This window comes from Paraburkholderia hiiakae, assembly GCF_904848665.1.
Lineage (GTDB): Bacteria > Pseudomonadota > Gammaproteobacteria > Burkholderiales > Burkholderiaceae > Paraburkholderia > Paraburkholderia hiiakae.
In genome coordinates this window covers 100,897-114,619 of record NZ_CAJHCQ010000012.1, presented here as the reverse complement: position 1 = coordinate 114,619, position 13,723 = coordinate 100,897, and the positions used below count along the sequence as shown (strand labels likewise).

At 64.1% G+C, this 13,723-nt stretch carries 14 protein-coding genes; 2 read left to right on the top strand and 12 right to left on the bottom strand.

Translation table 11 applies throughout. The features are described from left to right. Positions 1 to 18: 18 nt before the first annotated feature. The 3 genes from JMY28_RS22490 to JMY28_RS22480 all read right to left on the bottom strand — a co-directional run bounded on the left by JMY28_RS22490 (position 19) and on the right by JMY28_RS22480 (position 1,959). A complete protein-coding gene (locus tag JMY28_RS22490; RefSeq protein WP_201698121.1) occupies positions 19 to 504 on the bottom strand; it encodes an SRPBCC family protein in 486 nt (161 codons plus the stop codon). Positions 505 to 542: 38 nt separating this feature from the next. After that, entirely contained in the window at positions 543 to 941 is a 399-nt protein-coding gene (locus JMY28_RS22485; RefSeq protein ID WP_133183539.1) for an OsmC family protein, read from the bottom strand. 136 nt (positions 942 to 1,077) lie between these two features. After that, complete coding sequence (locus JMY28_RS22480) at positions 1,078 to 1,959, bottom strand: pirin family protein (RefSeq protein WP_201698120.1); 882 nt, start codon at positions 1,957 to 1,959, stop codon at positions 1,078 to 1,080. A 121-nt stretch (positions 1,960 to 2,080) separates the two neighbouring features. On the opposite strand from JMY28_RS22480, the gene JMY28_RS22475 reads away from it, so the two are divergent. Continuing rightward, positions 2,081 to 3,121 (top strand): LysR family transcriptional regulator, encoded by a 1,041-nt coding sequence (locus JMY28_RS22475; RefSeq protein ID WP_201698119.1) that lies wholly within the window; start codon positions 2,081 to 2,083, stop codon positions 3,119 to 3,121. A gap of 429 nt (positions 3,122 to 3,550) precedes the next feature. Here the strand turns inward: JMY28_RS22475 and JMY28_RS22470 are convergent, their stop codons facing one another. The 9 genes from JMY28_RS22470 to JMY28_RS22430 form a co-directional block, all read right to left on the bottom strand. Next, positions 3,551 to 3,970 (bottom strand): ExbD/TolR family protein, encoded by a 420-nt coding sequence (locus JMY28_RS22470; protein ID WP_201698118.1) that lies wholly within the window; start codon positions 3,968 to 3,970, stop codon positions 3,551 to 3,553. Between the two features lie 18 nt (positions 3,971 to 3,988). After that, positions 3,989 to 4,735 (bottom strand): MotA/TolQ/ExbB proton channel family protein, encoded by a 747-nt coding sequence (locus JMY28_RS22465; RefSeq protein WP_201698117.1) that lies wholly within the window; start codon positions 4,733 to 4,735, stop codon positions 3,989 to 3,991. Positions 4,736 to 4,782: 47 nt separating this feature from the next. Beyond that, positions 4,783 to 5,520 carry an energy transducer TonB gene (locus JMY28_RS22460; protein ID WP_201698244.1) on the bottom strand — a complete coding sequence of 246 codons (738 nt, stop codon included), beginning with the start codon at positions 5,518 to 5,520 and terminating at the stop codon, positions 4,783 to 4,785. Between the two features lie 267 nt (positions 5,521 to 5,787). After that, positions 5,788 to 6,042 carry a (2Fe-2S)-binding protein gene (locus JMY28_RS22455; RefSeq protein ID WP_201698116.1) on the bottom strand — a complete coding sequence of 85 codons (255 nt, stop codon included), beginning with the start codon at positions 6,040 to 6,042 and terminating at the stop codon, positions 5,788 to 5,790. A gap of 363 nt (positions 6,043 to 6,405) precedes the next feature. Further along, a complete protein-coding gene (gene murI, locus JMY28_RS22450; RefSeq protein WP_236596990.1) occupies positions 6,406 to 7,266 on the bottom strand; it encodes a glutamate racemase in 861 nt (286 codons plus the stop codon). A 73-nt stretch (positions 7,267 to 7,339) separates the two neighbouring features. Further along, positions 7,340 to 7,819 (bottom strand): bacterioferritin, encoded by a 480-nt coding sequence (gene bfr, locus JMY28_RS22445; RefSeq protein WP_158758137.1) that lies wholly within the window; start codon positions 7,817 to 7,819, stop codon positions 7,340 to 7,342. 201 nt (positions 7,820 to 8,020) lie between these two features. Next, entirely contained in the window at positions 8,021 to 9,544 is a 1,524-nt protein-coding gene (locus JMY28_RS22440) for a fumarate hydratase (protein ID WP_201698114.1), read from the bottom strand. A gap of 53 nt (positions 9,545 to 9,597) precedes the next feature. Continuing rightward, entirely contained in the window at positions 9,598 to 10,242 is a 645-nt protein-coding gene (locus JMY28_RS22435) for a TIGR00645 family protein (protein WP_201698113.1), read from the bottom strand. Positions 10,243 to 10,418: 176 nt separating this feature from the next. Next, positions 10,419 to 11,315: a DMT family transporter gene (locus JMY28_RS22430; protein WP_201698112.1), complete on the bottom strand. Its 897-nt coding sequence runs from the start codon at positions 11,313 to 11,315 to the stop codon at positions 10,419 to 10,421. Between the two features lie 406 nt (positions 11,316 to 11,721). On the opposite strand from JMY28_RS22430, the gene acs reads away from it, so the two are divergent. After that, a complete protein-coding gene (acs, locus tag JMY28_RS22425; RefSeq protein ID WP_201698111.1) occupies positions 11,722 to 13,704 on the top strand; it encodes an acetate--CoA ligase in 1,983 nt (660 codons plus the stop codon). Positions 13,705 to 13,723 lie beyond the last annotated feature (19 nt).

Here is a 13,723-nt window from a genome sequence, read left to right as displayed (position 1 = left end):
GACAAACGCCGAGGGATTTCAGTGCAGCGCGTTCGGCGCGCTGCCGTTGCCCTGCACGAACTGGCGGATGAGCCGCACGGTGTCGATATCCGACTCGCGATAGGCCGACTTCACGATTTCGGAAGTCTGTCGATCGTCCTCGGTATCGGCGGTCGGCAACGTCGTGCGGTACTCGAAGCGCAGAAAGAGCTGCAGCGGATCGGGCTGCTCGATCGTCATCGTGAGCGAGCCGCCCACGTACTCGGGCGTTGCCATGATGTCGTAGCGCACGCTCTCGTTAGGCGTGAGCGTGACGCGGTCGCGCACCGTGGCGTGGCCATAGTGCAGCTCCCGCTCCATCGTGCTCTCGGTGCGCGAGAGGATCGTGCAGCTGTCGAGCCCGATCACGAAGAGCTGCGGCTGCTCGGCGCGCAGCACGAGCCCTTCCCAGAGCTGCTCGCGCGTCATGGCCTCTACGAGCGGGTTCAGCGGATCGTTGATCTGGATGAGGTGTTCAAAATTCAAGGCGGCGCCTTCCTGTATCTGTGTCCTTGCGCCGCCGCTCAAGCGACGACGAGACCCGTGCGGATGGTGATCGTGTTCGTGAGGACCTTGTGGACCGGGCAGGCGTTGGCGATCTGCAGCAGGCGCTCGCGCTGCTCTTCGGTGAGCGCGCCTTCGAGCACGATCTGGCGGTCGATCTTCGTGCCTTCGCTGCCGGTTTCCATCGTGAGCTTCACGCGTACGCCTTCAAGCGGCCACTCCTTGCGCTGTGCGTACATCTTCAGCGTGATGGAAGTGCAGGCGCCAAGGCTCGAGAGCAAGAGCGAGAAGGGCGACGGTCCGCGGTCGCCGCCGCCGAGCGAGGCGGGTTCGTCGGCGATCCAGGTGTGTGTGCCGTCGTCGAACTGGACCTGATAGTTCGTCGAGCCAATGTGTGCGGTGACTGCGGGTTCGGCCATGCGCTCCTCGCGGGCGGGACGGTTAAAGAGGAACCGGCGCGCGAACTGCGGTGCGCGCCCCGGAAGCCTTATTGTGACGGAAAGCGGGCGGGCCTGTGGCAATGCTTCGGAACCCGCGCCACGGCCGCCCTCGACATCAATGAGCGATGCGTCCCATACGCCCGGCCTGATAATCGAGCACGGCCTGGCGGATCTCCTGCTCCGTGTTCATCACGAACGGGCCGTAGCGCACGACCGGTTCGTTCAGCGGCACGCCGCCGATCAGCAGCACGTCGAGCGGCGCGCTCGCGTCAGCCGGAGCGGCGAACGTGACGGCGTCGCCGTCGCTCGCGAAGGTCACCATCTGCTGGGCAACGATCGCCTGCCCGTCGGGCCCGTACAGACCCGTGCCCGAGAGCCCGTACGCAAACACGCGATACTCGCGCGGCACCGGCTGCTCCACGCGCGCGCCGGGCGCGAGCGTGAAGTGCTGGTAGAGGATCGGCGTGCGCGTCTCGATCGCGGCCTTCGCGCCCAGCGCCTCGCCTGCAATCACCTTCACCGAGACCTTGCCGTCCTTCGAGCGGCCCACCGGAATCTGCTCCGTGGGCAGCTCCTGGTAGCGCGGCGCCATCATCTTGTCGCGCGCGGGCAGATTCACCCACAACTGCAGGCCATGCATGCGGCCGCCCGTGCGCGTGAATTCGGGGTCGGGCATTTCGCTGTGAATCACGCCCGCGCCGGCCGTCATCCATTGCACATCGCCCGGACGCAGCGTGCCCGAGTGGCCCGCCGAGTCCTTGTGGCCGAAGCGGCCCTCGACCATATAGGTGACGGTTTCGAAGCCGCGATGCGGGTGGTCGGGCGCGCCCTTGGCTTCGCCGGGCGCGTAGTCGGTTGGGCCCATTTCGTCGAGCAGCAGGAACGGATCGAAGTCCATCAACTGGCGGGTCGGGAACGGCCGATGGACGATGAATCCACCACCCTCGGTGGTGCGAACCGCGGGATAAACGCGTTCGATCGTGCGGGTCGTGGTCATGGATATCACCTCGAATTGTGGGAATTGCGTTATATGCGAAACAAACCGCTATTATAGGTAGCCAATTTGGCCTGTTTTACGGCCTCATCGCAATGGATTGTCCCATCGCTGGAACGACGACATGAAGATCGATTCGCATAACCTCAACGACCTGATGTACTTCTCGCAGGTGATCGAGCACGGCGGCTTTTCCGCTGCCGAACGCGTGCTCGGCATCTCGAAGTCGCGTCTGTCGCGGCGGGTGAGCGAACTCGAGGCCTCGCTCGGCGTGCGCCTGTTACAGCGCTCCACGCGCAAGCTCGCGCTCACCGAAGCGGGCGAGCTTTTCTATGAGCATTGCCGTGCGATGCTTGCCGAGGCGCAGGCCGCAGTGAACGTCGTTCAGTCGCTGCGCTCGTCGCCGCGCGGCACGGTGCGCGTCAGCGTGCCGGTCACGCTTTCGCAGACCATCTTTTCGCAGATCATTCCGGAATTCATGCATCGCTACCCCGAGGTGCGGGTGGTGTTGCGCGTGACGAACCGCGTGATCGACCTGTTCGAAGATTCCGTGGATATCGCGCTGCGCGTGCGCTCGGAGCCGCCGCAGAACGCCAATATCGTGGTGCGGCCGCTGTGGCGCACCGAGCAGATGCTGGTGGGCGCGCCGAGTCTGCTCGCGCAGAACGCGCCGCCGCTCACGCCGGACGACCTCACGCGCTTTGAAACGCTCGATACCCCAACGGGCGATGGGCGCCACGTGTTTCAGCTCATCGCACCGGATGGCACGCGTCACTCACACGAACACGAGCCGCGCCTCATCACCGCGGATCTCACGACGATCCGTGAAGCCGCCTTGCAAGGCCTCGGCATCGCCGCGATGCCGGAAATGATGTATGGCGCCGCGCTGCGCTCGGGCAAGCTTTCGCCAGTGATGCCGGGCTGGACGCTGCCGGTGCCGCAACTCTATGCGGTATTTCTCTCGCGCCAGGGCATGGTTCCCGCCGTGCGCGCCTTCGTCGATTACCTCGTGGAAGTGCTCGATGCCGATAAGGGCTTGCAGCAGGAGTGTCCGCTGAGAGAGGACGTCGCCGCGCTTGCAGCGAACGCAGAAGGGCGCAGCGCACCCAGCGCGCAGGGTGGGTTGTCACGCACGAAGAACGCCAGCAAGATCGAAACAGCATGAAGCTTTGCGAACGTGCACGCGCGTGCGCTTGTATGAAGCTTGGGTTCCTGCGCAGTGAATTTTCGCGCTACGTATAACGCCATTTGTTTTTAGGCATGCAAGCGTGCCCAGCCATCGCTACTTTCAATGGCATAACGCTTGTAGGCGTGAAGCGAGAGGAATATATTGAAGTCCTTCTCGCCAAGCACCGGTCTTGAGCGGGAATTGATGGCCGCTATCATAGTGGGCCTTCAGGGCCGAAAGCGCAGTCCGTGTTGCCCACGGCAGTCGCATGTGCCGGTGTGAACCGATCGATTGTCGGGGAGTCGCCGCCACCGCCCGAATGCGCCGCGTGCGCACGAAAAAAGGCCTTCATCTGACGATGAAGGCCTTTTACTTTGTACCGCTGAATTAAGCGTACTGCGCGCAGTGACGCACGCAGCGAGCCGCTCAGTGATGCGCCGGATCGGTGACGAAGCCAAGCTTCGTGAGGCCGCCGCTTTGCGCGGCAGACATCACCTGCGCAACACGTTCGTATTGCACCTTGCGGTCCGCGTTCAGATGCAATTCCGGCTGCGGCGTGGTTTGCGCCGCAGCGGCGATCTTCTGGTTCAGCGCCGCGTCGTCGACCTGCGTGCCGTCCCACAGCACCGTGCCGTCCGCTTCGATCGAGATATTGATCTGCGCGGGCTTCGCGTCTTCCTTCTGGCTGCTCGCGTGCGGCAGGTCGATCTTCACGGCGTGACGAATCACGGGAATCGTCACCATGAAAACGATCAGGAGAACCAACATGACGTCGACGAGCGGCGTCATGTTGATTTCGTTCATCAGGCCATCGTCTTCTTCGCTGGCAAAGGGGCTCATCGCCATGGTGCTTGCCTCCGCTCGTTAGTGGCTGCGCGCGGCGACACGCAGGTTGCCGGTGTTGCCGTCCTTCGACTGGCCGCGGGCCGTCGACGTGAGGCGCGCGCCCGTCACGAAGAACGCATGCAGGCCGTGCGCAAAGCGGTTGAGCTTCGTGACGATCGCCTTGTTGGCGCGGGTGAGGGCGTTGTAGCCAAGCACCGCCGGAATCGCGACGAAGAGGCCGAACGCGGTCATGATGAGCGCTTCACCAACGGGGCCGGCGACGGCGTCGATCGAGGTTTGGCCGGTCGCGCCAATCGTAAGCAGTGCGTGATAGATGCCCCACACCGTGCCGAACAGGCCGACGAACGGCGCCGTGCTGCCGATCGAGGCGAGAATGGCGAGGCCGCTTTGCATCTTCGCGACCGACTCGTCCATGGTGTCCTTCAGGCAGCGCGTGACCCAGTCCGACACATCCATGCGGTCGTGCAGATGCGGCTGCGTCTGGTGATGGTGATCGGCGGCTTCCTGGCCCGAAAGCGCGAGCGCGAGGAACGGGTTGTCTTCGCGCGAGCCGCTGCCGAGCTTCTTCACGCCGTCGGCGAGATCGTCCGAATGCCAGAACTGCTGTTCGGCGTTCTTCGTGAGGCGCTTCAGTCGGGCGACGTTCCAGCCCTTTACCACGATCACGCACCACGACAGCACCGACATGATCAACAGCGCGAGCGCGATGCCGCGCGTCACGAAATCCCCTTGCGCCCAGACGTGGGCGATACCGTAGTTCTGCATTCTTAGTCCTCTTTATTCAATTCATGAAAGCGTGTGACTTCAGCCGGTCAATCGTTCAGGCTGAACTCGAATGGTTGCGTGTAGGCCGCGCGGACGGCTTCGCCGTTTTCCAGGTACGGCTTGCACGAGCTTTGGCGCATCGCGTCGAGCGCGGCGTCGTCGAGGCGGGTGGAACCGCTCGTCTTCTTCAGCTCGATGTTCTCGATCTTGCCGGTGAGGCCCACGACGAAGTGCACGAAGGCCGTGCCCGTTTCGCCGCGCCGGCGCGAGAGCGTCGGATAGTCGGGCTGCACGATGCGGCAGTCGAGGTGCGATACGTTCTTCGGCGCGGAAAGCGCCATGGTCGGTTTGGCGTCGGTGGCCGCGGCGGCTTGCTGCGCAGGTGCGGGCGCGGGCGGCGTGGGAGCCGGCGGCGTAGGCGTGGCGGGCGCGGCCGATTCGATCGCGTGCTGCGAGGGCGCTTCGGCCACGGGCAGCGGAGTTGGCTTGGGCTTGGGCTGAACCTTCGGTTTCTCGCGCGTCACGTGCGGGACCGGCTTGGGTGGAGGTGGCGTGGGCGTGGACTGGATCGCAGCGGGTGCGGCGACCGGCTCGGGCTTGAGCAGTTCGGCCGTCATCGTCTGCGACTGGAGTGCGATGGGCGTCACGGGTTCGCGCTTCATCAGCACGACGCCGATGAGCGCGGCATGCAGCGCGACCACGATCGCGCTCGCCGTGACGACACGGCGATTGACGCGAACGGAGGAAGACGGCAGCGTGCCAGCGGTGGTTTGGAAAGCCTGCATGTTTAGCGTGGCTGCCATGCGGACGGCGGCGTGCAGGCGAACCGGCGCGTCGTGTCGGGCAGCTTTATTTGCGAAAGATCAACAGCGAGATGCACAGCGTCGTTACGAATCCGATCAGCAATTCCATCACGATCTCCTTTGAGGGTCACGAGCGGTAGCTGGCTGGTCGAGAGACGGGCTTGCTGTCGGCGGCGGTTTGATGTCCGCCTTTGGCTAAGCGGGCGGACGGGGCGGGCGCGCATCGGTGGCCGGATGCGCCCCATGGCTTCAGGCAGCCTTGCGCTCGTAAAAGGTGAGCGGAACCGCATGCGGGACCGCGGCGGGGTGCGCCGGTTGCGTTACCCCGCAGCGGCTCGCGCAGACACCGCTTTGCGCCATCACGTCACGAACGGATTCTTCGCACTTGCCGCAGCAGGTCGCGACGCCGAGCTCGAACTGCAGCTCGTCGAAAGAATCCATGCCTTCCTCGATGGAGGCGCGGATCGTCCGGTCGGAGACGGATTTGCAAACGCAGACAATCATGATGGACCGCAATAGAGAGAGTTAATGCGAATTATTATCATTATGTTTGCTGGGTTTGGCAAGCGGGTAGACGGTTTTTTTGTAACAAAACCGGATGCTTAGCAGGGGTTTTGCTTTGCGTCAGGAAAAGGCAGGGGAGCGTCGGGCGTTCGCCAGGGCGTTTGGCGGGCCGGCTAGCGGTTACTCGTGGCGCCAGTCCTAATGGGATTGCGCATCGCCGCTGGAGTCCGCCAGCGGCTTGCTGGCAGGAGCCAGATAGGGCGAGGGTGGTGAGCCAGGTATGCTGAAACGGGGTTGAAACGCGAACACCTGGTGAAGCGCGCATCGCGAACCCGGAATCGCGCCCACTGTGGCGTCGGCGCGTCAGGCCGCGTTCGTTTCCAGTTCCCGCGTGCGTCGCGAGGGGATGACCACGCGTTCGACATTGGCGTCGAGGCCGAGCAGCGCTGCGGCCAGTTCGTGCAAATGCGCGCCGTCGCTCGTCGAGCAGAAGCGAATGTCGTCGGCGCCCGCGCCTGCAGGCTCGCCGCTCGCACGCAGGCCGTGCTGGTCGAGCACGCGTTCGAGCTGCCGTGCGATGGCGACGCTCGTGTCGACGAGCGTCATGCGTTCGCCGACGATCGAGCGGATCGCGGTATCGAGGAAGGGGTAGTGCGTGCAGCCGAGCACGAGCGTGTCGGCGCCCGCGTCGAGCATGGGCTCGACGTACGTGCGCAGCAGCGCGAGCAATTCGGCCGAACCGATATCGCAGCGCTCCACGGCCTCCACAAGCCCATGGCCCGGCTGGCACAGCACGCGCAGGTCGGTCGCGTGGCGCTCCACAAGCGCCTGAAAGCGCGCGCTGCGCAGCGTGACCTGGGTGGCGAGGACGCCTGCCACGCGCGATTTCGAAACCAGCGCCGCCGGCTTGATCCCGGGCTCCACCCCGATGAGCGGGATGGACAGGCGCTCGCGCACGAGCGCGATGGACTGCGCCGTGGCCGTATTGCAAGCCACCACCAGCGCCTTCGCGCCCTGCGCGACGAGCCATTCGCAGATCGCGAGCGTGCGGTCGGCAATGAAGTCGTCGTCGCGCTGGCCATACGGCGCGTAGCGCGAGTCGGCGACGTACACGAGCCGTTCCGCGGGCAGCAGCGCGCGCACCGCGCGCAACACCGAAAGGCCGCCGAGACCGGAGTCGAAAATGCCGATGGGCGCAGCGCTGGAAGAGGCCGGTAGGTTCACGGGGATGGGCGCAAAAGGGTTGGGGCGCAACCGCCAGGGCGGACGGATACGCGGCAGGCGCTAAGGCGTGCGGTCAGGATTCTACCGAACCCATGGCCGACTGCTGGTAATTCTGGATGCCGACCTTGCCGATGAGGTCGAGCTGCGTTTCGAGCCAGTCGATGTGCTCTTCCGTGTCGTCGAGAATCTTCACGAAGATTTCGCGCGAAATGAAATCACGCACCGATTCGCAATACACAATGGCTTCCTTGCAAGTGGACTGCGAAATCTGCTCGAGCTTCAAATCGCACTCGATGATTTCCTTGGTTTCCTCGCCAATCAGCAGCTTGTGCAGGTCTTGCAGATTCGGCAGACCGTCGAGCATGAAAATACGTTCGATGAGCCAGTCGGCATGCTTCATTTCGCCGATCGATTCGTCATATTCATGCTTGCCGAGTTTCTCGAGGCCCCAGTGCTTGTACATGCGGGCATGCAGAAAATACTGATTGATAGCCGTGAGCTCGTTCTTGAGCTGCGCGTTCAGATATTCGATGACCTTCTTGTCGCCTTGCATAGTCGTTCCTTTCTTTGTGGGGCGGTGACTGGTTTCCAACAATAAACGCTCAATACACAAAAGCCAAGGCCGAATCTACGTTGAATTGCAGTAAATATCGGCGATTTAATCAGTGCTGAGAATTAATCTCAGTACGCTTTGTGTGGCGCAAAAAAAACCGGGGCGCGAGGCCCCGGTTTTTAAACAGACATCAGGCTGGCATCAAACCGTGGCGACCGGAATCTTGCCGATCTTCGCCTGCCATTCGGCGGGGCCGGTCTTGTGAACCGAGGTGCCCGACGAATCGACTGCGACGGTCACCGGCATGTCCTGCACGTCGAACTCGTAGATGGCTTCCATGCCGAGGTCTTCGAACGCGAGGACCTTCGAGCCGCGGATCGCCTTCGAAACGAGGTAAGCCGCGCCACCAACCGCCATCAGGTAAGCCGCCTTGTGCTTCTTGATCGCCTCGATCGCGACCGGGCCGCGCTCGGCCTTGCCGACCATCGAGATGAGGCCCGTTTGCGAGAGCATCAGGTCGGTGAACTTGTCCATGCGGGTGGCCGTGGTGGGGCCTGCGGGGCCGACCACTTCGTCGCGCACCGGATCGACCGGGCCGACGTAGTAGATCACACGGTTCTTGAAGTCCACCGGCAGCTTCTCGCCCTTGGCGAGCATGTCGGCGATGCGCTTGTGCGCGGCGTCGCGGCCCGTGAGCATCTTGCCCGAGAGCAGCAGCGTCTGGCCCGGCTTCCACGAAGCGACTTCTTCCGGCGTGAGCGTGTTGAGGTCAACGCGCTTGCTCGTTTCCGTGTTCGGTTCCCAGTTGACCTTCGGCCATGCGTCGAGCGACGGCGCTTCGAGCTTCGCCGGGCCCGAGCCGTCGAGCACGAAGTGCGCATGGCGCGTGGCGGCGCAGTTCGGGATCATCGCGACGGGCTTCGAAGCCGCGTGCGTGGGAGCCGCATGAATCTTCACGTCGAGCACGGTGGCGAGACCGCCCAGGCCTTGCGCGCCGATGCCGAGCGCGTTGACCTTCTCGTGCAGTTCCACGCGCAGCTCTTCGATCCAGTCCTTCGGGCCGCGCTTGATGATGTCCTGGATGTCGATGGATTCCATCAACGATTCCTTCGCCATCAGCATCGCCTTTTCAGCGGTGCCGCCGATGCCGATACCGAGCATGCCCGGCGGGCACCAGCCCGCGCCCATCGTCGGCACGGTCTTGAGCACCCAGTCGACGATCGAGTCGGATGGGTTGAGCATGACGAACTTCGACTTGTTCTCCGAGCCGCCGCCCTTGGCCGCAACCTGAACATCGACTTTGTCGCCCGGCACGATTTCGTAGTGGATCACGGCCGGCGTGTTGTCCTTCGTGTTCTTGCGGCCACCCTCGGGCGGGCTCACGATCGAGGCACGCAGAACGTTGTCCGGGTTCAGATAACCGCGGCGCACGCCCTCGTTGATCATGTCGGTCACGCCCATCGTGGCGCCGTCCCAACGCACGTCCATGCCGACCTTCACGAAGATCGTGACGATGCCCGTGTCCTGGCAGATCGGGCGGCGGCCTTCGGCGCACATGCGACTGTTCGTGAGGATCTGCGCGATCGCGTCCTTCGCGGCCGCGCTCTCTTCGAGTTCGTACGCGCGGCCGAGCGCCTCGATGTAGTCCTGCGGATGGTAGTAGCTGATGTATTGCAGCGAATCCGCAATGCTCTGGATGAGGTCTTCCTGTTTGATGACGGTCATGGCTAGCTTCTGTGGGGACGGGTGTTTTGAATAGTGTGTGCAGCGTGCGCCGTTTAGTCTGACTCGGCGTGCTCGGGAACTGCCTGACGCGCAGCGGCATGCCCGCCTGGCACCGGATGGCGCGCGGCGAGCTCCTGATAGTGTTCGGGGTGCGTATGCGTGGTGATGCGGTCGATCCACGCCATCACGAGCGCGGAAGCGAGGAACGCCACATGGATGATCACCTGCCACATCACCGTATGCGCCGAAGCGGCGTCGGGATTGATGAAGGTCTTGAGCAGGTGGATCGACGAAATGCTGATGAGCGCCATGGCGAGCTTCACCTTGAGCACGCCGGCGTTCACGTGGTCGAGCCACTCGGGCTCGTCGGGATGGCCTTCGAGATTCAGGCGCGAGACGAAGGTCTCGTAGCCGCCCACGATCACCATGATGAGCAGGTTCGAGATCATCACCACGTCGATCAGGCCGAGCACGGCCAGCATGATGCTGGTTTCGTCGAGCGTGGTGGCGTGGCTCACGAGGTGCCAGACCTCCTTGAGGAACAGCACGCAGTACACGGCTTGCGCGAGGATCAGACCTAGATAGAGCGGCACCTGCAGCCAGCGGCTCATGAAGATGATGCTGGGCAGCGGACGCATGCGGCGACGGGCTTTACCCGGTGCGGCGGCGGAAGGCGGCTGGGGGCGTGCGGCGGACATGGGCAATCACGGTGGCGAAATCAGGCGGGGCCGCCAGGGCGGGGTCGTCTGGTTGGGGCCAGAAGGCGCGCGCGAGGGGCCGGGCGGGCGCTATTGTACAGCGTCGCAGGAAGGGCTCGCCGGGATTCCGACAGCGCGGCTCGCGTTCCGATGCTTTCATATCGATTACGCGGTGCTCATGAGGCTAGGGGCGGCAGGCGCTTCGTCTTGAGACTCGCGAGCCCGATGCCGGCCACCACGCAGGCGAGCGCAATGCCATGCGCGGGCGTGGGCCGCTCGCCGAGGAACGCGATGCCGTACACGGCCGCTGCCACCGGCAGCACCGCCGTGAACACGCCTGCAATGCTGCCCGGCACGTGGCGAATACCCATCATCCAGAGACAGAACGAGAACACGCTCGCCGAAAGCCCGTACCAGAGCGCGAGCCACCCGATGCCCGCGGGCACGCCCGAAAAATCGAACGACAGGGCGCTGGGCAGCCCCACGGGCAGCATCAACAGAAAGCCGAACAGGTGTGTGTATGCGCAGATGTCGAGCGGCGCGAGCGTCTGGGTGAGCCGGCGCGAAAGGATCACATAGAGCGATTCGCAGCACACCGCGCCGAGCACCATCAGGTTGCCGACGAACGAGCTCGCGCCGGTCTCGCCGCTGCCGCCTACGTGCGCGAGATTGATGACCGCGATGCCCGCAATGGCGAGCGCGATGGAAGCGAGCGCGCGCGCATCGGGCCGCTCGCGCAGGAAGAGCCACGAGAGGAGGGCGACCACCGCGGGAATCGTGCTCGTGATGACACCGGCCGCGACCGCGCTCGTGCGCTGTACGCCGCCGAGCATCAGCAGCGTAAACCCGAATGTCCCAAACAGCGCCTGGAGGAACAGATTGACCCATTCGCCGCGCTTCACGCGCCGCATTTTGGCGCGACGCAGGAGCGGCCCGAGCACCGCAAGGGCGATCACGAAGCGCAGCAGCGCGAAGAGGGGAACGGGAATGAAGGCGACGATCGACTTGCCGATGCCGACGTTGCTGCCCACGAGCAGCATCGAGGCGATGAGAAACAGAGAATAGCGATTCAAGCTGGAATCCGGGTGCGCAGTTCAGTTAGCATTCTAAATGTCTGCTTACTTGCGCGCCATGGCGCGCGTCCTGCAATGTCTGCATGTGCGCGCGTAAGTGGCCGGTAAGTTGCTACGCTTAATCTTGCCGGCATGGGTGGTTTGCGAAGATCGTCTTGTCGCACGTTCGTGCTGCGGATCGTGCTGCGGATCGTGCTGCGGATCGTGCTGCGAATCAGGCTGTGAAGCGGACTGTGAAGCGCGCGCACCCATGCATGCTGCGATGCCACAATGGTGGCTTGCAGCGCAAGCCAATAGCGCCGCGCCCGTATGCGGGCGGCGGCGCACGGAGACGGCGCGCACGCGCATCGAAGATGCACGTGCGCGTCCGCGAGTTTGACGTTTCATCTTCACCAAGGGGTTGTCGATGTCTGCGATTGAATCGGTTCTTCAGGAACGCCGCGTCTTTGCGCCGTCCGAGCAAACGGTGGCCGGCGCCACGGTGTCCGGCATGGACGCCTACAAGGCGCTGTGCGCCGAAGCCGAACGCGATTACGAAGGCTTCTGGGCGCGCCTCGCGCGTGAAACGCTGAGCTGGCAAAAGCCGTTCACGAAGGTGCTCGACGAATCGAAGGCGCCGTTCTACACGTGGTTCGAAGACGGCGAACTCAACGCCTCGTACAACAGCCTCGACCGCCACGTCGAAGCGGGCAATGGCGAGCGCGTCGCGATCGTCTTCGAAGCCGACGACGGCACCGTGACGAACGTCACCTACACGGACCTGCTCGCGCGCGTTTCGCGCTTCGCCAATGCGCTGAAGAAACGCGGCGTGAAGAAGGGCGACCGCGTGGTCATCTACATGCCGATGTCGGTCGAAGGCGTGGTTGCCATGCAGGCCTGCGCGCGCATCGGCGCTACGCACTCGGTGGTGTTCGGCGGCTTCTCGTCGAAGTCGCTCAACGAGCGCATGGTCGACGTTGGCGCAGTCGCGCTCATCACCGCCGACGAACAGATGCGCGGCGGCAAGGCGCTGCCGCTGAAGAACATCGCCGATGAAGCGCTCGCCATGGGCGGCTGCGAAGCGGTGCACAGCGTGATCGTCTACAAGCGCACGGGCGGCAAGGTCGCATGGCACGAAGGCCGCGACCAGTGGATGCACGAGCTTTCGGCGGCCGAGAGCGACACGTGCGCACCGGTGCCCGTGGGCGCGGAACACCCGCTCTTCATCCTCTACACGTCGGGCTCGACGGGCAAGCCGAAGGGCGTGCAGCACAGCACGGGCGGCTACTTGCTGTGGGCCGCGCAAACCATGAAGTGGACCTTCGACCACAAGCCGAGCGACGTGTTCTGGTGCACGGCCGACATCGGCTGGATCACGGGCCACAGCTATATCGCTTATGGTCCGCTTACGATCGGCGCGACCCAGGTGGTGTTCGAAGGCGTGCCCACCTACCCGAACGCGGGCCGCTTCTGGGACATGATCGCCAAGCACAAGGTCACCGTGTTCTACACGGCGCCCACGGCGATCCGCTCGCTCATCAAGATGTCCGAAGCCGACGCGAAGGTGCACCCGAAGAGCTATGACCTTTCTTCGCTGCGCATTCTCGGCACGGTCGGCGAGCCGATCAACCCCGAAGCGTGGATGTGGTACTACGAAAATGTGGGCGCGAAGCGCTGCCCGATCGTCGACACGTGGTGGCAGACCGAAACGGGCGGCCACATGATCACGCCGCTGCCGGGCGCGACGCCCCTCGTGCCAGGCTCGTGCACGCTGCCGCTGCCGGGCATCATGGCCGCGATCGTCGACGAAACCGGCCAGGACGTGCCGAACGGGCAGGGCGGCATTCTCGTCGTCAAGCGCCCGTGGCCCGCGATGATCCGCAACGTGTGGGGCAACCCGGATCGCTACAAGTCGGGCTACTTCCCCGAGGAACTGGGCGGCAAGCTGTATCTGGCCGGCGACGGCAGCGTGCGCGACAAGGACACGGGCTACTTCACGATCATGGGCCGGATCGACGACGTGCTGAACGTCTCGGGTCACCGCCTCGGCACGATGGAGATCGAGTCGGCGCTGGTGGCGAACCCGCTCGTGGCCGAAGCCGCCGTGGTGGGCCGCCCCGACGACACGACCGGCGAAGCCGTGGTGGCCTTCGTGGTGCTCAAGGCCACGCGTCCGCAGGGCGACGAGGCCGTGAAGCTCGCCAACGATCTGCGCGCCTGGGTGGGCAAGGAAATCGGACCGATCGCCAAGCCCAAGGACATCCGCTTCGGCGAAAACCTGCCGAAGACGCGTTCGGGCAAGATCATGCGCCGCTTGCTGCGCTCGCTCGCGAAGGGCGAGGCGATCACGCAGGACGTTTCCACGCTGGAAAACCCGGCGATTCTGGATCAGCTTGGGGAATCGCTCTAACGCTTGAGGTTCGCGCGGC